The organism is Desulfovibrio sp. SGI.169 (assembly GCF_050313595.1).
Lineage (GTDB): Bacteria > Desulfobacterota > Desulfovibrionia > Desulfovibrionales > Desulfovibrionaceae > Desulfovibrio.
The window spans coordinates 120410-142856 of the sequence record NZ_JBNPLS010000002.1; the positions used below are offsets into that span (position 1 = coordinate 120410).

Here is a 22447-nt window from a genome sequence, read left to right on the forward strand (position 1 = left end):
AACGCCCTCGCGCCGCAAGCGCGGGGGCGTTCCGCATACGCGGAAAAGCCGGGCGCCCGAACCCGCATTCGGACGCCCGGCTTTTCCTGTTCTGATGACAAAGCCCGCTTTGCGGCGTTTGCGCCGCTTACCGGCGCGCCGAGCGCACCAGCGACGCCACTTGGGTCACGTCCTTGTCGCCCCGGCCCGAAAGATTGACCAGCAGCACCTTGTCGGGAGACATGGCGGGGGCCATCTTGATGGCCTGGGCCAGCGCGTGCGAGGATTCCAGCGCCGGAATGACGCCCTCATGCCGGGACAGGGAGAAAAAGGCGTCCAGAGCTTCCTGATCCGTCACGCTGACGTATTCCGCCCGGCCCATGTCTTTGAGCTGGGCATGCTCCGGGCCCACCGAGGGGTAATCCAGCCCGGCGGAAATGGAATAAACCTCGCCCGCCCCGCCCTCGGCATTTTTGATCATGTAGGAATTGAAGCCGTGCAGCACTCCCGGTTCGCCCAGGCAGAGCGAGGCCGCATGCTGGCCGTAGGCCGTGCCGCGCCCGCCGGGCTCCACACCCATGAGGCGCACCTCACTGTCAGCCAGAAAGCCGGCAAACAGGCCGATGGCGTTGGAGCCGCCGCCCACGCAGGCCAGGCAGACATCGGGCAGGCGGCCCAGCTCTTCAAGCATCTGGGCGCGGGCCTCGCGGCCGATGACGGCCTGAAAGTGGCGCACCATATAGGGGTACGGGTGCGGCCCCACCGCCGAGCCCAGCACATAAAACATCTCGGGGTCATTGATCCACAGGGCCAGGGCCTCGTCCACGGCCTCCTTGAGCGTGCGCTGGCCGCTTGTGGCCGGCAGCACGCGCGCGCCCAGCATTTCCATGCGAACCACATTCAGGTGCTGGCGCTCAATATCCACCTCGCCCATGCAGATGGCGCATTCCAGCCCCATGAGCGCCGCGCCGGCCGCCGTGGCCACGCCGTGCTGGCCCGCCCCGGTTTCGGCGATGACCCGCTTTTTGCCCATGCGTTTGGCCAGCAGGCACTGGCCCAGCGTGTTGTTGATCTTGTGCGCGCCCAGATGGTTCAGGTCTTCACGTTTGAGCCATATCTGCGCGCCGCCCAGCATGCGGCTGAGATTGGCGCAGTGGAACACCGGGCTCGGACGCCCCGTATAGTGCACAAAAAGGTATTCCAGCTCGCGCCGGAAAGATTCGTCGTTCAGGGCCGCGTCAAAAGCGCCGGACAATTCGTCCAGGCGGGCCTTGACCGACTCCGGCACATACTGGCCGCCATACGCGCCAAAAAAGCCCCGGCTGTCGGGTTTGCCGCCCAGGGTGTCGTGTTGGCTCATGCTCTTCTCCTTCTCAGCCACATAATTTTTCATTTTGTCTTTTTTGCAAAGAGGATGTCAAGAGCGGGATCAGCGCGCTCAGTTTTTATGCAGCGCCGCCATGACCGCCAGGGCGTCGGCCTGCCCCGGGTCGGACTGGAGGGCGCGCAGGGCCGTATCCTCAGCCTGGGGGCGGCGACGCCAATCCAGATACATTTTTGCCATTTTGCCCAGAGTGGAGGGGGGCCCGCCGAAGGCGCGCAGAATGGCCTTGTAGACTTCTTCGGCCTTTTCATATTCGTGCAGTTTCTCCCAGGCCGCCACGGCGCCGGTGTAGGCCGCAGGTTCGCGGGGCTGGGCCTCCATGGCCTGTTCATACATGTCGGCGGCTTCCATATACTGCCCGGCGGCGACAAAAAGCTGCGCCAGCTGGAGGTGAATGCCCGCCTCGTCGCCAAACTCCTCGGCCACGCGCTTCAGAAAGGCGCGCCCCCTGGCTGTCTGGCCCTCGTGCATCAGCTGCACGCCGGTCTGGATCAGATTTTTTTTGCGTTCCAGGCGCGCCTCGGCCTCCCGCCGGATGGAATCTTCCGCCTCGTCCCGCAATATTTTGGCCAGACCGTCCAGCACCGTGGCCAGGGCGCTTTCTTTGCCCTGCTGGTAGGGGATGGGGCGCGGTTTGCCGTTGTGGCCCGGATCAAGCAGCGGTTGCATTTTCTGATGGTGTATCAGGGCGCCCAGAAATTCGTTGATTTGAATGTCCACCACCGCTCTGGCAGAGCGCATCAGGCGCAGGCCCGCATACTGGCGCAGGGCCGCGCTCATGCAGGCCAGGCCCCGGTCCACCTCGCCGCGTCGCAGATAGCCGTTGGCGCGGGCGATGTTTTCACGCAATTCCTTGGGTGGGTTGCTAAGCATGTTTTCAAGCCTCCCGCCAGTACGCCGCGATGTCCCGCCGGTGCGCGCGCAGCAGGTTCAGGGCGGCTTCGGGCATCAGATAATTCACGCTGCGCCCGGCCAGCCAGCGCTCGCGGATGCGCGAGGCGCTGACGTCCAGCCAGGGCAGCGGCAGAAAATGCGCCAGCCCGCCGCCGGGCAGGGCCATGCAGACGCCGCCGGGCAGGGCGGACGGGCGCGCGCGGGCCGTGGGCCAGAGGGCGCGGGTCATGTCGGCGAAGCCCCCCGGGCTGAGGCCGCCGCGCGGAACCACCACAAAATGGCAAAGCCGGGGCAGTTCCAGGCCGCGTCGCCAGGTGGGCAGCAGCGCGAAATCCGGGCTGCCCAGCAGAAAATACAGTTCCGTGTCCGGCTCCGCCGTGTGGTAGGCCCGCAGCGTGTCCCAGGTGTAGGAGGGGCCGTCCCGCAGGGCTTCCAGACGGTTGCAGCGCAGCCAGGGCAGAGGGGCCAGGGCCGCTTCCAGCATGGCGGCGCGCAGTTCAAACGGCAAAAGATTGTCGTTTTTTTTGTGCGGGGGGCGGGCGCAGGGCACCAGATCCACACCCTGAACCAGAGGGCCCAGGGCTTCGCGCGCTTCCACGGCCAGGCGCAGATGCCCCACATGCGGCGGGTTGAAACTGCCGCCCAGGATGGCCCGGCCCGGCCGCCGGCCGCCGCGCGCGCCCATCTATCGCCGCACCTGCCCCTGACCCAGCACCACAAACTTGGTGGTGGTCAGCTCTTGCACGCCCATGGGGCCGTATGCGTGCAGCTTGGAAGTGGAGATGCCGATTTCCGCTCCCAGGCCCAGCTGACCGCCATCGTTGAAGCGGCTGGAGGCGTTGACCGCCACCATGGAGGCGTCGGCCTCACGCAGGAAGCGCATGGCGTGATCGTGGTCGCGGGTGCAGATGATCTCGGTGTGGTTGGAGCCGTAGCGGGCGATGTGGTCCAGAGCGGCGTCCAGATTGTCCACCACGCGCACGGCCAGAATCAGCGCATGAAATTCCCGCCCCAGGTCTTCGGGACGCTGGGGCACGGCCGTGGGGCCGAGCAGTGGCAGAGAGGCCGGACAGGCCCGAAATTCCACCCCGGCTTCACCCAGTTTTGCCGCCGCCAGCGGCAAAAAGCGCGCCGCCGCGTCCCGGTGCACCAGCAGGCATTCCAGGGCGTTGCACACGCCGGGCCGCTGAACCTTGGCGTTGAAAACGATTTCCAGGGCCTGCTCCAGATCCGCCCCCGCGTCAATGAAGGCATGGCAGACGCCCTTGAAGTGCTTGAGCACCGGCATGGTGGCCGCTTCGGTGACGGCGCGCACCAGACCTTCGCCGCCGCGCGGGATGATCACGTCAATATACTGGTTCAGCCTGCACAGCGCGGTTACCGCCGCGTGATCCGCGACGCCCGCCAGTTGCGCGGCCCGGGGCGGCAGACCCGCGTCGGCCAGAGCCTGTTGCAGCAGGCCGGCCAGAGCCATGTTGGAATGCAGGGCCTCGCTGCCGCCGCGCAGTATCACCGCGTTGCCCGCCTTGATGCAGAGGATGGCCGCGTCAATGGTCACATTGGGCCTGGCCTCGTAAATCATGGCAATGACGCCCAGGGGCACGCGCATACGCCCCACCAGCAGGCCGTTGGGCCGCTGCCACTGGCTTTCCGTGGCGCCCACGGGGTCGGGCAGCCGGGCCACATGCAGACAGGCGGCCCGCATCTCGGCCATGATGGCCGGGGTCAGGGTCAGACGGTCCAGGCGCGGCGCGTCCAGCCCGGCGGCGCGGGCCGCGTCCAGGTCTTTGCGGTTGGCGGTCAGAACCTCCTCTTCGCGCGCGGACAACAGGTCGGCCAGGCCGGTCAGGGCGCGCGTTTTGGCCTCGGCGGCGGCCCGGCTCATGACGCGCGACGCGTCGCGCGCCTGCGCCGCCAGGCGCTCCATTTCTTCCGCTAGGGTCGTCATGGCTGCTCCTTTGCGCCGCCGCAAACGGCGGAGATATTTATTTTGACAGAAGGACGGGCTTTGGCCTATGTACATAGTTCCGTCAGGAATCAGCCTGAACCGCGCCGCGGCTTCAGGCCTCGGGCTTCGGGCATCGCCGTCTCCCCAAGGAGTTTTGATACATGAATCCGCAAAAGAATCAAGGCGGGGAAGCCTCGCCTCTGCTTCGTGACCTTCAGGCCGAGGTTGCCGCTGAAAGCGCCCCCCTTCTTCAGTTCATGCTGCGCCATGCGGGCCTTATTGCCGGCGTGGCGCTTCTCTTTCTTGTTCTTCTGGCCGGCACGGGCCTCTGGCGCTGGTACAGCAACGGCAAAAACGAGGACGCCCGGCGGGAACTGGCGCGCATCAGCATGGGCGCGCAGGGGGCGGAGCGCGTCAAGGCGCTGGCCGCGCTGGCCGACAGCGCGCCGTCCGACATGCGTCTTTCGGTACTGTTGACGCTGGCCCAGAGCGCTCTGGAAAGCGGCGACGCCGCCGCCGCCGCCGACGCTTACGCCAAGGCCGCCAGGCTGGACGCCGACGGCGCGCTGGGGCTGGCCGCCGCCCTGGGCGAAGCCGGAAGTCTGCTCAGGGCGGGCAAAAACGCCGAGGCCCTGACCCTTTTGCAAAGCCTTGATTCGCGCCTGCCGGCTGAGGGGCGCTCCGTCCAGTTCCGCCAGATGCTGGCCGAAGCCGCCGCCAGGGCGAACCAGAAAGAGCTGGCGGCCAGAACCTATCAGGCGCTGTCGCGGGAGGTGAAAGGCCTTGACGGAGAGTATTACCGCGTCAGGGCCGAAGCTCTGGCGCCCGCCGCCGGCGCTGAGGAGGGCAACGCGCCGCAAACCGACGCCAGGTAGCGTTGCGGCGCGAAACGCGGCGACCTTCTGTCAGGCCGGATGTGTCCGGCGTCAGCCGGGGCAAAAAAACGTCCGGCCCGGTTTATCCATATGTGGCCCGCGCCATGCGCGCAGGGGCTGGAGGAAGCATGAGCAACGATCCGCTGTTGCGCGGCGCTCGCGGGGAGCGCCATCTGTTATTGGGCAATGAAGCCATCGTGCGCGGCGCTCTGGAAGCGGGCGTGCACATGGTCACCTGCTATCCGGGCACGCCGTCTTCGGAAGTGGCTGACACCTTCCTTCGCCTGGGCGGGGAGGGGCGTTACCGGCTGGAATACTCCATCAACGAGAAAGTGGCTATGGAAGTGGCCGCCGGCGGAGCCCTGGGCGGAGCCATGAGCCTGGTGGCCATGAAGCATGTGGGCCTCAACGTGGCTGCCGACCCGCTGTTCACGGCGGCGTACATCGGCCTGCCCGGCGGCCTGGTGGTGCTGACCGCCGACGACCCCGGCTGCCATTCCAGCCAGAATGAGCAGGATAACCGCCATTACGCCCGTTTCGCCTCCCTGCCCTGTTTCGAACCCGTTTCGGCGCAGGAGGCCAAGGAAATGACCCGCGAGGCCTTTCGCCTGGCCCGTGAACTGCAACAGCCGGTCATGCTGCGCACCACCACCCGCGTGAGCCACATGCGCGGCCCGGTGGATTTTGACGATCTGCCCGCGCCCCAGCCCAGGGTGGAGTTCAGGCGCGACCCCGCCCGCTTCGTGCCGGTGCCCGCCGTGGCCCTTCGCCGGCACGCGGTTCTGGACGCCGCCATGGAAAAGGCCCGCCAGATCGCCGAGGGCAGTCGCTTCAATACGGAGAAAGAGCCCGGCGGCCAGACCCGCCTGGGCGTCATCGCCAGCGGCGTGGCCCGCAACTATCTGGCCGACGCCCTGGCCAGCGGCGGCTGGGAGGACCGCGTACGCGTGCTGGAACTGGGCATGACCTGGCCGCTGCCCAGTGACCTGATCGGCGCGTTTCTTCAGAAATGCGACCGCGCGCTGGTGCTGGAGGAGGGCGCTGACCTGCTGGAGCAGGGCGTGCGGGCCCTGGCCCAGGGGCGCGGCCTGAACGTGCGCATTGAGGGCAAGGACGCGACGCTCACCGGTCTGGGCGAGTACTCCACCACGCTGGCGCTGCGCCGCCTGGCCGCCTGGCTGGATTGTCCCTGCCCGGCCAAGCCCGCCCGGCCCGTGGAAACGGATCTGCCGGGCCGCCCGCCGAATCTGTGCCCCGGCTGCTCGCACCGCGCCGTTTATTATGCCGTGCGCCAGGTTTTCGGGGATGACGCCATTTATTCCAGCGACATCGGCTGCTATACGCTGGGGCTGCTGCCGCCCCTGCGCACCGCGGATTTTCTGGTCTGCATGGGCTCGTCCGTTTCGGCGGGCAGCGGTTTCGCGCGCGCCTCGGGCAAGCCGGTGGTGGGTTTTATCGGCGACTCCACCTTCTTTCATTCCGGCATGACCGGTCTGGCCAACGCGGTCTTCAATCAGCACAATCTGTTGCTGGTGATTCTGGACAACGGCACCACGGCCATGACCGGGCATCAGCCCAATCCCGGCATGGCGCAGCAGATGCTGGGCGACATGAGCGCGCATATGGACATGGAAACCGTGGTGCGCGGCCTGGGCGTGACCCAGTGCGCCAGGGTGCGGGCCTTCAATCTCAAAGCCGTGACCAAGGCCCTGGAAGAAATGAAAGACAAGCCCGGCGTGCGGGTGCTCATCGCCGAAGAGCCGTGCGTGCTCTATGCCCGCCGCCGCCTCAGGAAGGCCCAGCCGCGGACGGCGCAAGTGGCGCAACAGGGCGCGGAAGCCCTGCGCTGTCTGGAGCAGCTGGCCTGTCCGGCTTTTTACCGTCAGGGCGACAACCTGGCCGTGGATGAAACCCTGTGTTCCGGCTGTATGGTCTGCCTGCAGATAGCCCCCACGGCCTTCAAGGCCAAAAAGCGCTGAGTGGTGAAAGCATGAAAGCAAACGACAAGCAAAAACGGCTGCGGATTTATTTCACCGGCGTGGGCGGGCAGGGAACCCTGACCGCCACCACCCTGCTGGCGCGCACGGCCCTTCAGGCCGGTCTGGAGGTGGTGGCGGGGGAAGTGCATGGCATGGCCCAGCGCGGCGGCGTGGTGGAGTCTGTGCTGCTGCTGGGCGGCTGGCGTTCGCCCAAGCTGGATTTCGGCGAAGCTGACGTGCTGCTGGGCTTCGAGCCTCTGGAAACCCTGCGCGGCCTGCCCTATCTGCGGCCCGGCGGCGCGGTGTTCTCCAGCAGCGATCCCCTGCCGCCGGTGAGCGTCTCGCTGGGACAGGCCGCTTACCCGGATATGGCCCACATTGAGGAACAGACGCGGCTGGTGGCCGGGCAGTGCCGCTTCATCCCCTGTCGGGAGCTGGGGCTTCAGGCCGGTTCGGCCCAGAGCGGCAATACCGCGCTGCTGAGCGCCGTCTGCGCTTCGGGCGTGCTGCCTTTCGGCGTGGACGCCCTGGAAGCGGCCATCAAAACATATCTGCCCGCCAAGTTGCAGGAATCCAACCTCAAGGCTTTGGAGCTAGGCAGAAACGTCCTGAACTGACGCCAGCGCAAGCGCTGTCCGCTGACATGCGGGCAAGCCTTTGCGCTTTGGCTCTGCAAAAAGCTGTTTTCCCCGCCGCCCGCGGGCCTACCCACAACACGGAAGCGGCCATGCTTGAAGAAAAATATACCGGCAACGGGAAAGTGCTGCTGCTCGCGGGCGGCGGCAGGATATACACGGATCTGGCGGCGCGTTTCGTGCGCAGCGAACGCGAACTGGAGGACATCGCGGCTTCGCCCTATTCCCGCCAGATTGTAAAAAATATTCTCTCCAGCGGCCATCGCGCCGCCCTGGAGTTCGATTTTTTTCTTTTCGGCGTGGAAGGCTACTCGCGCGTGACCGAAACCCAGCTGGTGCGCAAGCGTCTGGCCTCCTACCTGATCAAGTCCGGCCGGGCGGAGCTGAACGGCAAGCGGCGTTTTTCCGTTGTCTATCCGCGCGAGGTGGCGGAATTTTCCGTGCCTGTGACGCTGCCCGACGGCGGCGCGGCCACCCTCAGCGGTCGGGATCTGGCCGACCTGACCCGCCAGTGGTACGCGGCCGGGCTGGAAGCCGGCCTGCCGGAGGAAAATCTGCGCTATCTGAAGCCCCAGGCCACGGAGTTCAAGGGCATTATCGGCATGAACGCCCACGCCCTGCTGGACTGGTTTGCCATTCGCTGTTGCCGCAACGCCCAGCATGAAATCCGCGATCTGGCATGGAAGATGCTGCGCCTCTGCCGGCAGGCAGCGCCAGACCTGTTTGAAGGCGCGGGGCCCAACTGCGTGCAACTGGGGTACTGCCCGGAAAACGCCTTGCAGAACGCGCGCTGCAAAGGCCGGATCATCACCAAGGACGAGGCGCTGGCCGTGCTGCGGGAACGCGGAAGCCGCCCGCCGCGCGGGGATGACTTTGAGCGGGGCTAGCGTCTGCTTGCAAAAGCGGACGCTACAAAATCCGCAAGGGTTTTGCGGCGGCGTGGCCGCCGTGGGTGAGCGAAAAAGCGCGTTAAAAATTCTTCTAGACGCCAGCCAGGGCGCTCTTGGTTCACCGCGCCGCAACGGGGCCGCCGCAGGGCTGGGCCGTACGCGCCTTGCCCCGGCCGGCGGCGTCAGGCCCGGAGGCGTCTTGTTTCTCCCCGGTTTCAGGCGGCAGACATGAGGGCAGCTTCGGGCCCGCTCTTCTTCCGTCGGGCGAACGCTGAGCCGCGCCGTTGACCACCGCGCCGATCATCACGCCCAGATGGCTCATGGCCAGGGCCAGCCACCAGATGCGGTAAAAGTCATGCCCAAAGATGCCGTTGACGAGCCAGCCCGCGAATCCGATCCAGAACCAGGCCGTCAGCCGCCAGTAGGGAACCGCGCTCTCTTCCGCGCACTCTTCGTCCAGGCGCGGCCGGATGCGCCTGTAGCCCCACCAGAGAAAGCCCAGCAGAAAAATCATGCCCAGGCAAAAGCCCACCAGACCGTGGGCATAGAGTATGTCCAGATAAAGATTGTGCGGATGGCTGATGGATATTTCATCCCGCACCGGCACAAGCCCCAGCGCGCGAAAGGCCGCGTTGTACTGCCCGGCCCCGGCCCCGAACCAGGGATGCTCCAGAAAAACGCGCCAGCCCAGATGCCAGAGGCTCCAGCGACCGTCGTCAATCACATATTCCGGCTTCAGGCGTTGCCCCAGACAGAGAATAAACAGCCCCAGGGCCGGCAGCGGCCAGAGCAGAAGCCTCCACCGCCGGCGCAGCAGGGCCCAGAAGGCGGGCGCGGCGACCATGGCCAGCACGCCGCTGCGGCTGGCCGCCCCCTGCAAGAGGAAAAAAGCCGGCCAGAAGACGGCCAGGCACAGAAACGCGGAACTCACGGCATCCAGAGACCGGCGCAGGACGAACCAGAGGCCGAAGGCGGGAATCAGGGCCAAGGCAATGTAATTGCCCACCGTGTAGTCGCCCAGACTGCCGGTCAGGCGACCGGCGTTGCAGGTGTAGCCCATGATGAAATCGCGGCCCGTGGCCGCCTGCCAGACGCCATCCAGCCCCTGCCAGAAACAGGCCAGCGCGCAGGCCCAGACCAGGCGGCGCAGGTCTCTGGCGTCGCGCGCGCATTCCATGGCGATGAAAGGCAGAATGAACGCCTTGTTGACGCCCGTGCCCGCGTGCAGCAGGGACGCAGCGGGATCAGTGGAAAAGCAGACGCCGATGCCGATCATCAGCCAGAGGCAATAAAACAGCCAGCGCGCGCCGAGGCGTCGCAGCACGCTGTCATGCCATTGGCGGCGGTAATAGAGCAGCAAAAAAACAAAGCTGAGAACCGGCATGACCTCACGCATGCCATAGCCGATGGGAAAAGAGGCCAGCGAGAGCCAGAACGACCAGAACAGGCAGGCAAACCAGAATTCGCCCGGCTGTTCCCGGCGCAGGGCGCGCCAGGGGGCCAGGGCGGATACGGCCCAGCGAATCGGGGCGTCAAAAATTTTCTGCATCAATACCCTCCCGCCGCGCGCGGGCGCGCCAGCCCCTGCGCCGTTGCGCCGCCGTTTTTCCAGCATATCCGTCCGGGCGGGCAAATTCAAGAGAAGCGGGCTTGTATTGCCGGGGTTAAGGCACTATCATATCGCGTTTCGCACTATTCACATTATGACTTACCTTGAGGAGCGTATGGCACGATTTACCGGTTTTGATGAAGTTTTCAGCGCGTTGTATGTGGACTTTGACAATATCTATACCCGTTTTCTGGAGGCGGACCCGGAAGCCGCCAAGGCATTCGGTCTGACGCCCTACCGCTGGGTGCGCTGGATTGAAAATCACGCCCTGCGCATTCTGTATGGCGAGGGGGTGCGCCGCCGCATTCTCAAGCGCACCTGTTACCTGAACCCGCAACGCTATCAGGAGTTTCGCAATTCGTTCATCCGCAGCGCCTTTCAGGTGGTGGACTGCCCGCCGCTGACCTCGCGCGGCAAAACCAGCACAGACATCCATCTGGTCATGGACTGCATGGACGACCTTTCCCACTCCACCCACTTTGACGAATTCATCATCCTCTCCGGCGACGCGGACTTCACGCCTCTGCTGATCCGCCTGCAGGAGCACGCCCGCCGCACCCTGGTGCTTTCGGTGGGCTATTCCTCGCCCGCCTATACCGCCGCGGCCTCCTGGCGCATTCGTGAAGACTGGTTTCTGCAGCAGGCCCTTAAGGACGAGCGCGACGACGACAACAATGACATGCCCGCCGGCGGGCGTGAACCGCGTCTGTTCCTGGGCGCGCGCCGCGATGATGAGGAGGATGAGGAGGACGGCCCCTCCGGCAATCGTTGAGCGCCCTTGACGGCAGCCGCGCCCACGGCTAAAGATGGGCAGGTTCCGGCCCGTGGCCGGCGGATTGTCCCGGCGCGCCCGGCGCGTCCTCTTGATTTTTGCAATCTTAAGGAGGCCCTATGTTTCGCGGAGTTACCCTTGCCCTGCTCATGCTGACGCTTTTCTGCGGCCAGGCCCTGGCGGCGGAAAAGTATACCGTGGCCAGCGACTGCACCTGGCCGCCCATGGAAATGCTCAACGCCCAGAAACAGCCGGAAGGCTATTCCACGGATTACATCCGCGCGGTGGCCAAGGCCGCCGGTTTTGAGGTGGACGTTCGCAACATCGCCTGGGACGGCATTTTTGGCGGCGTGGCCACGGGCAAGTACGACATCGTGGCTTCTTCCACCACCATCACCCCCGAACGTCAGAAGCAGTTTGACTTCTCCGAACCCTACTATGAAGTGGTGCAGGCCGTGGTGCTGCCCGCGGGCACAAGCATCAAGAGCCTGGCCGAGCTCAAGGGCAAAAAGGTCGGCGGGCAGATCGGCACCACCGGCATCTTCGTGATGCGCAAGGCCGATGTGGGCGCGGACCTCAAGGAATACGACGACGTGGGTCTGGCCATTCAGGATATGGTGGGCGGTCGTCTTGACGCCGTGATCTGCGACAGCCCCGTGGCCATGTTCTATGTGAACAAAAAGGCCGACTACGCCGGCAAGCTGAACCTCTCTTTCAAAACCGACGACAAAGAGTACTACGGCTTCACCGTGCGCAAGGGCCGCCAGGATCTGGTGGACAAGCTGAACAAGGGCATCAGGCAGGTCAAGGAATCCGGCTTGGAAGCCCAGTTGATCGAAAAGTGGATGGGCCCGAACAAGTAGCGGGACGTTTTTACGCCAGCGGGCAAATCTGCTTCTGTTGCGACGCGCGGGCGGGCGGCTTCGCCCCCGCCCGCGTCCACCATAAATGCAAAGGCGGCGGCGCGCATGCCTGAACCCAATGACACTCACAGCAAGGGCAATATCGTCATGGTCACGGACGGGGCCTCCATTCCGGATCCCCGTGAATGGCGGCTGATCAACGCCTGGTCCATTGCCCTGGTGGGCGCGGTGTGCGCCCTCTTCGCGCTCTGCCTGCTCTGGCCGGAGCCCTATCTGCGCATCCTGCTCTATCTGCCGGACGGCGTGCTGATTACATTCAAAATCACGGTCATGTCCATCTGCTGCGCCGTGCCGCTGGGCCTGCTGACCGGTCTGGGCCGCATTTCGCGCAACCGCGTCATCAATCTGATGGCCTCCACCTATGTGGAGGTCATTCGCGGCATCCCGCTGCTGGTTCAGCTGTTTTACATTTACTATGCCCTGTCCCGTTTCTTTCAGGTCAGCGGCATCACCTCGGCGGTCATTGCCATCAGCGTCTGTTACGGCGCATACATGGGCGAGGTGTTCCGCGCGGGCATCATGGCCATTTCCAAGGGACAGACCGAGGCCGCGCGCTCTCTGGGCCTCAACCGCTTCCAGACCATGTTTTATGTGGTGCTGCCCCAGGCCTGGCGAACCATTCTGCCGCCTGTGGGCAATGAATGCATCGCCATGCTCAAGGACACCTCCCTGGTCTCCATCATGGCCGTGCCCGACATCATGCAGCGCGCCCGCAGCTTTGTGGGCACCACATATCTGTATTTTGAGACATACACGGTCATCGCCCTGATTTACCTGATCATCACCCTGGTGCTTTCCAAATGCGTGAGCATCATGGAATCCCGGCTGAACTACTATGACGGCAAGTAAACACGCCTGCTTGCGAATGCAGAGCTGAGCCGCTTTTGCCCGCCGGGCTTTACAAGACCCACGGTCATGAAAAATCCCCGACATGTGATATGCCGGGGATTTTTCATGACATAAGCAGGCGCACCGCCCTCCCGGACAGCCGCCCGCGCGGAGAAAGGTCATAGGTCTAGTCGTTCATCTTCTTGCCGATCAGACCAAGAACAACAGAGAAGAGAAAAAAGCCGGCGCAGATGAGAAGAACCTTCATATCGAGACTCATAGTATGCTCCTTGCATTCCTGAAGTGGATGTTTTGCGCCGTACAAATAGACCTGGCACGATTATGCCCGTGCCGGAAAAGTGTACGGAGACAACGTAACTTGCGGAGAAAAGAAGTTCAGGAAATGCAAACGGGAGGAGCAAGAGAAAAAGGCAGCATGCCCCGGATTTCATGAAGGCCGGGGATATGCCCCTTGTCACGGAAAAAAGGGAGCCGACTGAAACAGAGAGGGTGCAGAATGGCGGGGATGACGCCGGAGACAAAAGCCGTGCCGGATGCCCCGTGAGCTGAGCTTTCCAGAAAGCGGTGACGCTGCTTGCTCCCCTGCTTTCGGAAGGATGTGGAAAGGGTGGGAAGCGCGGGCAGGGCGCTGGAGGCCATGAACGGCTTGAAATTCACAAATTCCAGAGACCGGGCCGGCGTGCTTCGCCCGCAGGTCAGCAGGAAGATCGTGATGATCCCCACGCATATTCCGCAGAAAAAGCAAATCCGCTGAGTGACGTTCATGGCCTTGCACTCTTTTTTGTCTTTGGATGAAGCCTATGGCGAAAAAATGCACTTGTCAATGGAGCGGCTGTACTCCGGCAGTCACAAGGGAGAGGCTTTTTGGGGGCCAGTTTCTTGACGAAACACCGACATTCCCATATGCCAATGCCTGCGGTCATGCCATCATTGAAGAAGGCCATACCGCCAGCGCAGATCGCCACAATCTGAGTTCTGCATGTAACTATTTGATTTTCAAGATATCATATCTCAACCGGGTGGAATCTCCATTCAGAACCCAGGCTGAACCACTATGACGGAAAGCAACAAACACGATCCCATCATCACCATCAGTCATGTCTGGAAGTATTTCGGCCACTTGCCCGCTCTGCAGGATGTAAGCCTGGAAGTTGCCTCCGGCGAGAGGGTGGTGATCATCGGCCCTTCCGGTTCTGGCAAGTCCACCCTGCTGCGTTCCATCAATCGCCTGGAAGAGATCGACAAGGGCGAAATCATAGTGGAAGGGCAGGACATCATGAGCCGCGAGAACGACATCAATCTCATCCGGCGCAATCTGGGCATGGTCTTTCAGCAGTTCAATCTTTTCCCGCACAAGACCGTGCTGCAAAACCTGACCCTGGCCCCCGTCAAGCTGCACGGCCTTTCGCGTGAAGAAGCCGAAGAGCGCGCGCTGGGCCTGCTCAAGAAGGTGGGCATCAGCGACAAGGCCAATGTTTACCCGGCCATGCTTTCCGGCGGTCAGCAACAGCGCGTGGCCATTGCCAGGGCGCTGGCCATGCAGCCGGCCATCATGCTCTTTGACGAACCCACTTCGGCTCTGGACCCGGAAATGGTGGGCGAAGTGCTGGATGTCATGGTCAATCTGGCCGAGGAAGGCATGACCATGATCTGCGTCACCCATGAAATGGGTTTTGCCCGCACCGTGGCCGACCGTCTGATTTTCATGGATCAGGGGCAGATTGTGGAGGCGGGCGCGCCCGAGACGCTGTTCACGGCGCCGCGCCACCCGCGTTTGCGGCAGTTCCTGAACCAGATTCTGTAAGCGGCACAGCCCATGAAGCCCAGGGTGGCCGTTGCCGTCAGCGGCGGCGTGGACAGCCTTTGCGCCCTGCTGCTGTTGCGCCGGGCCGGTTATGAACTTCTGGCCCTGCACGGCCTTTTTCTGCCTGAGCGATCCGCCCCGTTTCCCGGCGGGGCCGCCGACCCCCTGCCGGGGCTGAAGGTTGCCTGCCGCGCCATGGGCATTCCCCTGCATACGGTGGATCTGCGCTCCGCCTTTCAGCGTGAGGTTATGGAGCCCTTTGCCCGCGCCTATGCCGAGGGGCGCACGCCCAATCCCTGCGCGCTCTGCAATCGGGCCGTGAAGTTCGGGGCACTGCTGGACGCGGCCCTGGCTCTGGGCGCGGACAGACTGGCCACCGGCCATTATGCCCGCCTGCCGCCCCGCCGGGGGGATGCGGCCGCGCCGCCGCTCCTGGCCGCCGCGCGCGACAGCGCCAAGGATCAGAGCTATTTTCTCAGTCTGGTGCCCGCCGCGCGCCTGCGATACGCCCTTTTTCCCCTGGCGGATCAAAACAAGGCCCGAAGCGTGGCCCTGGTGACCGAGGCGGGTCTGCGCGTGCCGCTGCCCCGCGAAAGCCAGGACATCTGCTTTGTGCCGGGCGCTGAGGCCGCCTACCAGCCCTTTCTGGCGGCGCAATGGCGCGCCTGTGGCATGGAAGCGCCGGGCGAAGGGCCGGTGCTGCTGGCGCAAGGGCCGGATGAGGAAACGGGTGGGCCGCGTGAAATCGGGCGGCATCAGGGGCTTTGGCGCTATACCGAGGGACAGCGCAGGGGCCTGGGCATCGCCCACGGTGAACCGCTGTACGTCCTGCGCAAAGACAGGGCCGCCAACGCCCTGATTGTGGGGCCGCGCGCCCTGCTGGGCATGACGGCCTGCGTTGCCGGCGAGGCCAATATTCTTGTGCCGCCACGGCACTGGCCCGAACGCCTTTGGGCGCGCCTGCGCCACCGTCAGCGAGCCGTCCCCGCCCGCGCCCGTCTGGAGGGGGGCCGCCTGCGCATTGTTCTGGACGAGCCGCAGTTCCCCAGCGCGCCGGGGCAGGTGGCGGCTCTTTATGACGCTGACGACAATGTGCTGGCCGGCGGCATTGTGGAGCGGCTGGAGTAAGAAACAGGCCGGGGGCGGCGCCCCGGCCTTTTGCATCAGAACGGCAGCGCGGGCCGGATTATGCCATATCTTCGGTAAGCGTCATCTGGCGCGCGGCCGCGGTTTCATCCATACGGCGCACCGGCAGGCTGACGGGCGCGTCCGCCAGACGTTGCGGATCGGCCTTGCCCTGAGCGATTATTTCATGCAGGGCGTCCACATAGGCGTCCAGGGTTTCCTTGCTTTCGGTTTCCGTGGGTTCGGCCATCAGGCATTCCCTGACGATCAGCGGAAAATAGATGGTCGGCGCGTGGAAGCCGCGATCCAGCAGGGCCTTGGCGATATCCAGAGCGCGCATGCCTTCGGGCGCCGAGGCCACAAACTCATGGGCGCAGAAACGGTCGGCAAAGGGCACGTCCAGCACGTCTTCCAGGCGTTTTTTGAGATAATTGGCATTGAGCGCCGCATATTCCGAAGCGCGGGTCAGCCCTTCGCCGCCCAGGCGCAGCATGTAGGCCAGGGCCTTGATCACAACCCCGAAGCTGCCGTAAAAGGGCCCCATGTAGCCGATGGACTGCGGCAGATTGTAATCAAGACGGTAGCTGCCGTCTTCGCGCAGGGCCACGCGCGGCGCGGGCAGGAAGGGCAGCAGACGCTCGCCCACGCCCACCGGCCCCGCGCCGGGGCCGCCGCCGCCGTGCGGGGTGCCCAGCGTCTTGTGCACGTTGAGGTGCACCACGTCAAAGCCCACATCGCCCACGCGCATTTTGCCCATAATGGCGTTCATGTTGGCGCCGTCGTAGTAAAGCAGCGCGTCCACCTTGCGCAGTTCTTCCACAATGCGCGGCAGATGCGCCTCCATGAGGCCCAGCGTGTTGGGGCAGGTCATCATCAGGCCGGCCACATCATCACGGTGCTCGGCCATGGCCGCCATCAGGGCTTCCGGGTTCACCATGCCGTCACGGGATTCGATGTTCACGGTTTCAAAACCGGCCAGGGCGGCAGAGGCGGGGTTGGTGCCGTGCGCCGCGTCTGGAATGAGCATCTTTTTGCGTTTGCGCCCCCTGGACTTGTGGTAGGCCGCAATGAGCTTGACGCCCGTAAATTCGCCGTTGGCCCCGGCCATGGGCTGGAAGGTGAACGCCTTCATGCCCGTAAGCTCGCACAGCCAGCGTTCAGCCTCATAGAGGCACTGCAGCGCGCCCTGCGCGCAGGCCGCCCCGCGCGAAAGCTGGGCCAGCATGGGGTGCAGCCGGCTGAAGCCGGGCAGCGCGGCCACATGTTCGGTAAACTTGGGATTGTACTTCATGGTGCAGGAGCCAAGGGGATAAAAATTGGCGTCCACACTGTAGTTGAGCCTGGAAAGGCCGGTGAAGTGACGCACCACGTCCAGTTCCGAGCATTCGGGCAGGCGCGGCGGGGCCTTGCGCAGCAGATCGGCGGGCAGCATTTGCGCGGCCCTGGGCGCGTCGGACTCTATCTCCCAGGCGCAACGGCCGGGTACGGATTTGGCGAAGATGGTTTTCACAGCAGACCTCCCACGGTTTCGGCCAGAAAGCCGATCTGGCGGCGGCTGTTGAGCTCGGTGCAGGCCAGCAGCAGCACATTTTCCATGCCGGGATAATAGCGGCCCACGGGATAGCCCGGCACACAGCCGTGGCTGGTGAGCGTATCCACCAGGGCTTCGGCGGGTATGGGCAGGCGCAGGGCCACCTCATTGCCGAAGGGCGCGTCATTGAGCAGCTCAACGCCCTTGAGGGCCGTAAGGCGCTCCACCGCATAGCGGGCCAGCGCCATGTTGTTTTCCGCCAGGCGGGTCAGGCCGGCCGGCCCCAGCAGGCTCATGTGAATCAGGGCGCGCAGGGCGCAAAGAGCCTGATTGGAACAGATATTGGAAGTGGCCTTGGCGCGGCGGATGTGCTGCTCACGGGCCTGAAGGGTCAGCACATAGCCGGTCTTGCCGTCCAGATCAGTGGCGCGGCCCGCGATGCGGCCGGGGAACTGGCGGATATGCTCTTTGCGGCAGGCCATGACGCCCAGATAGGGGCCGCCGAAAGAAAGCGGCTGCCCCAGGCTCTGGGCCTCGGCCACGGCCACGTCGGCCCCCATCTCGCCGGGAGTTTTGAGCACGGCCTGCATGACCGGGTATACGGAGATGACGCCAAATGCCTTGCGCGCGCGGGCGGCGGCGAAAAGCTCCGTATAGTCCGCCACCGCGCCGAAAAAGTTGGGGTTCTGCACCAGAACCGCCGCGCAGTTGTCGTCCACGGCGGCGGCCAGCCCGGCCAGATCGCTCACGCCGTCATGCTGGCGCACGGTTTTCAGCTCCAGCTCCAGGCTGGACATGTAGGTGGCCAGCATGACCCGCCAGATGGGGTTCACGGCCTCGTCCACCACCAGCACGCGCCGCCGGGTGGCGCGCACGGCCATCATGGCCGCCTCAAACAGGGCCGTGCCGCCGTCGTAAACCGAGGCGTTGGCGCAGTCCATGTCCAGCAGGCGGCTGACGGCGGTCTGAAATTCAAAAATGGCCTGCAGGGTGCCCTGAGAGCACTCGGCCTGATAGGGCGTGTAGGCCGTGTAAAATTCGCTGCGCCCGGCCAGGGCGTCCACGGCCTTGGGAATCTGGTGGGCGTAGTAGCCCGCGCCCAGAAAAGAGATCATATCCGGGCGGTTTTTGGCGGCCAGCTCCTCAAAATAGGCGCAGACCGAGGCTTCGCCCTGTCCCTTGGGCAGATTGAAGCTTTGGGGCCGCATGGCCGGCGGAATGTCGGCAAAAAGGTCATCCAGCGTGCGCACGCCGACCACGGAGAGCATTTCCTGAAGCTCGTCCGGCGTGTGGGGAATGTAGGGCATAAGTACTCCTCGACTTTGAGCGCGCTTGCGGCAATCCGTCCAAAGGCCGCCTCTCTGAAAAGAAAACAAAGACGCCCGCCGGAGCGCCCGGCGCGCGGCAAAGAGCCGGGGCGGCGTCCTTGCCGCGCAGGACGGACAGGGCGGAATTTGCCCGCCGCGCGCAGAATGAGAATGCGCTAGTGGGCTTCAGTGGCGCAGAACGCCTCATAGGCCGCCGCGTCCATCAGCCCTTCCGGTTTGCCGGACAGCTTGACGCGCACCAGCCAGCCTTCGCCATAGGGGTCGCTGTTGCATTTTTCCGGAGCGTCCTCCAGGGCGGCATTGATCTCCAGCACTTCGCCGTTCACCGGCGAAATCAGGTCGCTGGCGGCCTTGACCGACTCCACGGAGCCGAATTCCTTGTCAGCGGCCAGGGCGTCGCCGGTCTGGGGCAGTTCCACATAGGTGATGTCGCCGAGGGATTCCTGGGCGAAGGCGGTGATGCCGATGACGGCCTGATCGCCTTCCAGGCGGGCCCATTCATGACTTTTGCTGTAGAGAAGATCGGCAGGAGCGTTGGACATGGTGTTTCCCCTTTATCTGAAAATATGGTTGTTTTTGAACCAGAAAGCCCGCGTGTTACCGCAATTTTTTGCGGGCCGTGCCGTCCTTGTAGAAGGGCAGCTCCACGCGGCGGGCCGCCAGTTCGCCACGGGCCGTGCGCACCACAAAATTCTCATGCGCGGCCTGCGCCGCGTCCACCCAGGCAAGGGCGATGACGCAGCCCAGCGAAGGCGCGAAGGAGCCGCTGGTCACCCGGCCCACCTCAGGCCCGCCGGGCAGGGCCAGAACATCGCCGTGCCGCGCGGCGCGGCGGCCTTCAATGCGCAGGGGAACCAGCGCTTCGCGCACGCGCTGCGCCCCCTCTTTGCCCACATAGTCCGCCGCGCTGGTCAGCATGCGGCCCATGCCCGCCTCAGCCGGGGAGTGTCTGTCATCCAGATCATGCCCGTACAGGGGCAGTCCGGCCTCCAGGCGCAGGGTATCGCGCGCGCCCAGGCCCACGGGCTTGACCCGTTCATCCTTGAGCAGGGCCGTCCAGAAGGTTTCGGCCCTGTCCCAGGGCAGGTACAGTTCAAAGCCCAGTTCGCCGGTATAGCCCGTGCGGCTGACCAGCAGGGAGGCGCCGTCAAAGGCCGTCTCCCTGAAGCCGAAATAGGGCAGGTCGTGAAAATCCTCTTTGAGCAGGGCTTCCAGCACATCCACGGATTCCGGCCCCTGCAGGTCAATCTTGGCCGTGGCGGCGGAAAGGTCGGCAAGGCTCACGTCCTGGGGCAGGCGCTCGCGCAGGGCGGCAAAGTCCCCGGCGGCGCAGGCCGCGTTGACGACAATCATGAAGGCGTCCGGGGCAAAGCGGTAGATGATGCAGTCATCCAGCACGCCGCCTTCGGCGTTGAGCAAAAAGCCGTAGCGGCATCTGCCCGGCGCGAGGGTGGCCAGATTGTGGCTCGCCGCGCGGGACAGGGCGGCGTCAGCGCCCGAACCTTCAATGCGGAATTCGCCCATATGACAGATGTCGAAAAGACCGGCATGCTGACGGGTGTGCTGGTGCTCGACCAAAATGCCTTCATACTGGATGGGCATGAGCCAGCCGGCGAAGGGAGCCATTTTGGCCCCGTGCGCCTCATGCCAGGCGGTGAGCGGCGTACGCAGTTCCGACATGGATTCTCCTTTACTGTAGATCATCTTGAAGGCGGCCGAAGCGGACGCGGCCCGTCGCGGCAGCCAATGGGCGCACGCACAGTAGCATGTCCGGCAAGGGGGCACAAGAAGCCGGCCTTTGCCAATGCGGCAGGCGCGCCGGCCCCTACTCCACAAAAAAGCGGCGCGTCTCTTCAGGGTCGCAACCGCTGAAATAGCTTTCCAGAGGCACGCCTTCCAGGGCTTTGCTCAGGGAGGCTGGCTCATACCTGAGCCCGACAAGCGTATTTTCCAGCTCGCCAATCTCGGCGCCGGCGAAAAAGTCGCCATAAATCCGGCAAGTCCCGATATGACCATCACGCACATCCAGCCGCAGGCGCACGCTTCCCCATGGGAAACGTCGGCGCTTTTCCTCGGTGAAAGGCGGGGACGCGCCGTAATTCCAGCTCCACTGCCGGTACTTGCTTTCGGCCAGGGCCTGCGCCGCGGCGCGGTCACGCATGTCCAGACGCGCCTCGCCGTCGGCGCAGTGGCGCAACAGACAGTCCTTGAGGGTGTCCATATCCGTGCCGGGCGTCCAGCACTCGGAAAGGTTGCGCACTCTGGCCCGCACCGACGCCACGCCCTTGGAGCGGATTTTTTCCGGGTCCACGTTCAGGGCTTCGCTCAGGCGCTCAAAATCCACATGCACCAGCAGGGTGCCATGATGCAGCACCTTGCCCCTGTGCACCCTCTGGCCGCTGCCCGAGATTTTGCGCCCTCCCGCCTCCAGGTCGTTGCGGCCCGAAATTTCGGCCCGCACGCCCACATGACGCAAGGCTGCCCGCACCGGTTCCAGATAGCGCCTGAAATCAACCCTCTCCCGCCCGCGGGCGTTTTCGATAAAGGAGAAATTGAGGTTGCCCTCATCGTGATACACCGCGCCGCCGCCGGTGATGCGTCGCACCACCGGCAGGTGTTCGCGCCGCACGAAATCGGCGTTAATTTCTTCGGCGGTGCATTGATGGCGGCCCACGATGATGGAAGGGCCGTTCTGCCAGAGCAGAAAATACCCGGGATGCTCCGGCGGCAGGGAGAGAAAAAGCTGTTCCTCAAGGGCCAGATTCAGGGCGGGGTCAAGGGAGGAAAACATCAGGGAATGCATATGAACCTCTGAAGGTCGTTCCCCGAAGGGAGCGGAAAAATGCTACGGCATGGCCGGAGTTGGGAACATAGGGCCGAAGCGGCCTCTCCGGCCGCCCTGCCCGTATGTTCCCGCCTTTTTCGCATGGGGGATGTAACCGACCCCGGCGCGCATCTGGTCTGACTTTGCCGGCCAGTTGCCCGTCATGCAGCGTTCAGGCTGGTTGTTGCAGCCTTCCCCTTACAATGTTTCTGAGCTGTTCTCGTAAAAAGTCCAGCGCGTCGGGCGTTGTGTTGATCAGCTCAAAAAAGGCCGCGTTGCTCAGGGCCGCTTCGGCCACGCCGCTGGCGAACACGCTGTCATAGACCATATTCCATGTGCCGGCGTCTTCCTCCCCGGCAAGGTCGGCAAGGCGGCGGTCGCCTGCGGCCACATGTTCGGCTATCTGGCGCAGGGTATGCACCTGGTCGGTGGGGTCAAGCTGTGTTCCAAAACGCTGGTTGATTTTCCGCACAATATCCGAAAGCGTGGCAAAGTCCTTTCCCTCCGTCGCGCCGGAATCGCCCTTTATGCCGGGAAAGCCCGTCTCCGCCGGAACAGGCTCAATGCGGCCTTCCCCTTCCAGATTGGACACCCTGTCCGGGTGCAGATCGGCCTTGCTGGTGGTGAACTCCTTCAGCACCATATGGAGCACGTTTTTTTCGCACATGGTGGCCAGGTGCGGCCAGAACGGCTTGAATCTTTCCAGTATCTGCCGGACGTTGGGGGAAAAGGCGTTGCAGTAGGCGCGAAAATTGGCCTCCAGATCATCGGGGGCGTCCAGCAGGCGGACAAAGGTGAACTGGCTGGTATTGTAAAAGGCGCAGCCGGAGGCCTTTTCCAGCAATTTGCCCGGCAGGGGGCTGTCCGCATACTGTTTGCAAGCGTCCAGAACGGCCTGCTTGGCGGGTTCCAGCACGCTGTCGAAACGGCGGATGACCGTGAGCGGCAAAATGACCTCGCCGCACTGGTGCGGCTTGAACACGCCGGTCAGCTTGTCGGCGATGGCCCAGATCGGACTGGCCTTTTCGGAAACAGCAGCGGCAAGGGACATGGGGCTTCCTTCTGATAACCTATGGATAACACAAAAATTTCAGCGGG

21 protein-coding genes are annotated in these 22447 nt (G+C 64.2%); 9 read left to right on the forward strand and 12 right to left on the reverse strand.

Annotated features, from left to right (window positions below; translation table 11 throughout):
- Positions 1–127: 127 nt before the first annotated feature.
- The 4 genes from trpB to ACQRA4_RS02075 form a co-directional block, all read right to left on the reverse strand.
- Positions 128–1339, reverse strand: coding sequence for a tryptophan synthase subunit beta (gene trpB, locus ACQRA4_RS02060; protein ID WP_427821419.1), 1212 nt, complete (start codon positions 1337–1339; stop codon positions 128–130).
- 78 nt (positions 1340–1417) lie between these two features.
- Positions 1418–2236: a tetratricopeptide repeat protein gene (locus tag ACQRA4_RS02065; protein ID WP_427821420.1), complete on the reverse strand. Its 819-nt coding sequence runs from the start codon at positions 2234–2236 to the stop codon at positions 1418–1420.
- A gap of 4 nt (positions 2237–2240) precedes the next feature.
- On the reverse strand, positions 2241–2942 hold the full coding sequence (gene nadD, locus ACQRA4_RS02070) for a nicotinate (nicotinamide) nucleotide adenylyltransferase (RefSeq protein ID WP_427821421.1): 702 nt from the start codon (positions 2940–2942) through the stop codon (positions 2241–2243).
- Complete coding sequence (locus tag ACQRA4_RS02075; protein ID WP_427821422.1) at positions 2943–4205, reverse strand: glutamate-5-semialdehyde dehydrogenase; 1263 nt, start codon at positions 4203–4205, stop codon at positions 2943–2945.
- Positions 4206–4366: 161 nt separating this feature from the next.
- Here ACQRA4_RS02075 and ACQRA4_RS02080 point away from each other — a divergent pair, with 161 nt between their 5' ends.
- From ACQRA4_RS02080 to ACQRA4_RS02095, 4 genes are all read left to right on the forward strand, one after another.
- Positions 4367–5080: a tetratricopeptide repeat protein gene (locus tag ACQRA4_RS02080; RefSeq protein WP_427821423.1), complete on the forward strand. Its 714-nt coding sequence runs from the start codon at positions 4367–4369 to the stop codon at positions 5078–5080.
- Between the two features lie 128 nt (positions 5081–5208).
- A complete protein-coding gene (iorA, locus tag ACQRA4_RS02085; protein WP_427821424.1) occupies positions 5209–7059 on the forward strand; it encodes an indolepyruvate ferredoxin oxidoreductase subunit alpha in 1851 nt (616 codons plus the stop codon).
- Between the two features lie 11 nt (positions 7060–7070).
- Positions 7071–7676: an indolepyruvate oxidoreductase subunit beta gene (locus ACQRA4_RS02090; protein ID WP_427821425.1), complete on the forward strand. Its 606-nt coding sequence runs from the start codon at positions 7071–7073 to the stop codon at positions 7674–7676.
- Positions 7677–7786: 110 nt separating this feature from the next.
- Positions 7787–8581, forward strand: coding sequence for an FAD-dependent thymidylate synthase (locus ACQRA4_RS02095; protein WP_427821426.1), 795 nt, complete (start codon positions 7787–7789; stop codon positions 8579–8581).
- Between the two features lie 121 nt (positions 8582–8702).
- Here ACQRA4_RS02095 and ACQRA4_RS02100 read toward each other — a convergent pair whose 3' ends face one another.
- Positions 8703–10133 (reverse strand): O-antigen ligase family protein, encoded by a 1431-nt coding sequence (locus tag ACQRA4_RS02100; protein ID WP_427821427.1) that lies wholly within the window; start codon positions 10131–10133, stop codon positions 8703–8705.
- Between the two features lie 175 nt (positions 10134–10308).
- On the opposite strand from ACQRA4_RS02100, the gene ACQRA4_RS02105 reads away from it, so the two are divergent.
- The 3 genes from ACQRA4_RS02105 (at position 10309) to ACQRA4_RS02115 (ending at position 12737) form a co-directional block, all read left to right on the forward strand.
- A complete protein-coding gene (locus tag ACQRA4_RS02105; protein ID WP_427821428.1) occupies positions 10309–10965 on the forward strand; it encodes an NYN domain-containing protein in 657 nt (218 codons plus the stop codon).
- A gap of 119 nt (positions 10966–11084) precedes the next feature.
- Positions 11085–11828 carry a basic amino acid ABC transporter substrate-binding protein gene (locus tag ACQRA4_RS02110; protein WP_427821429.1) on the forward strand — a complete coding sequence of 248 codons (744 nt, stop codon included), beginning with the start codon at positions 11085–11087 and terminating at the stop codon, positions 11826–11828.
- 105 nt (positions 11829–11933) lie between these two features.
- A complete protein-coding gene (locus ACQRA4_RS02115) occupies positions 11934–12737 on the forward strand; it encodes an amino acid ABC transporter permease (RefSeq protein WP_427821430.1) in 804 nt (267 codons plus the stop codon).
- 375 nt (positions 12738–13112) lie between these two features.
- Here ACQRA4_RS02115 and ACQRA4_RS02120 read toward each other — a convergent pair whose 3' ends face one another.
- Positions 13113–13460, reverse strand: coding sequence for a hypothetical protein (locus ACQRA4_RS02120; RefSeq protein WP_427821431.1), 348 nt, complete (start codon positions 13458–13460; stop codon positions 13113–13115).
- Between the two features lie 331 nt (positions 13461–13791).
- On the opposite strand from ACQRA4_RS02120, the gene ACQRA4_RS02125 reads away from it, so the two are divergent.
- Positions 13792–14541 carry an amino acid ABC transporter ATP-binding protein gene (locus ACQRA4_RS02125; protein WP_427821432.1) on the forward strand — a complete coding sequence of 250 codons (750 nt, stop codon included), beginning with the start codon at positions 13792–13794 and terminating at the stop codon, positions 14539–14541.
- A gap of 12 nt (positions 14542–14553) precedes the next feature.
- Complete coding sequence (gene mnmA / locus ACQRA4_RS02130; RefSeq protein ID WP_427821433.1) at positions 14554–15669, forward strand: tRNA 2-thiouridine(34) synthase MnmA; 1116 nt, start codon at positions 14554–14556, stop codon at positions 15667–15669.
- Between the two features lie 58 nt (positions 15670–15727).
- Here the strand turns inward: mnmA and gcvPB are convergent, their stop codons facing one another.
- The 6 genes from gcvPB to ACQRA4_RS02160 form a co-directional block, all read right to left on the reverse strand.
- Positions 15728–17176, reverse strand: coding sequence for an aminomethyl-transferring glycine dehydrogenase subunit GcvPB (gene gcvPB, locus ACQRA4_RS02135; RefSeq protein WP_427821434.1), 1449 nt, complete (start codon positions 17174–17176; stop codon positions 15728–15730).
- Positions 17173–18504, reverse strand: a complete 1332-nt coding sequence (gene gcvPA / locus ACQRA4_RS02140) for an aminomethyl-transferring glycine dehydrogenase subunit GcvPA (protein ID WP_427821435.1) — start codon at positions 18502–18504, stop codon at positions 17173–17175. The genes gcvPB and gcvPA overlap by 4 nt, the downstream gene beginning before the upstream one ends.
- A 176-nt stretch (positions 18505–18680) precedes the next feature.
- Positions 18681–19067: a glycine cleavage system protein GcvH gene (gene gcvH / locus ACQRA4_RS02145; protein WP_427821436.1), complete on the reverse strand. Its 387-nt coding sequence runs from the start codon at positions 19065–19067 to the stop codon at positions 18681–18683.
- A 55-nt stretch (positions 19068–19122) separates the two neighbouring features.
- Positions 19123–20205, reverse strand: a complete 1083-nt coding sequence (gcvT, locus tag ACQRA4_RS02150; RefSeq protein ID WP_427821437.1) for a glycine cleavage system aminomethyltransferase GcvT — start codon at positions 20203–20205, stop codon at positions 19123–19125.
- Between the two features lie 145 nt (positions 20206–20350).
- Positions 20351–21328 carry a lipoate--protein ligase gene (locus ACQRA4_RS02155; RefSeq protein ID WP_427821438.1) on the reverse strand — a complete coding sequence of 326 codons (978 nt, stop codon included), beginning with the start codon at positions 21326–21328 and terminating at the stop codon, positions 20351–20353.
- Between the two features lie 193 nt (positions 21329–21521).
- Positions 21522–22400, reverse strand: coding sequence for a type I restriction-modification system subunit M N-terminal domain-containing protein (locus ACQRA4_RS02160; protein ID WP_427821439.1), 879 nt, complete (start codon positions 22398–22400; stop codon positions 21522–21524).
- Positions 22401–22447 lie beyond the last annotated feature (47 nt).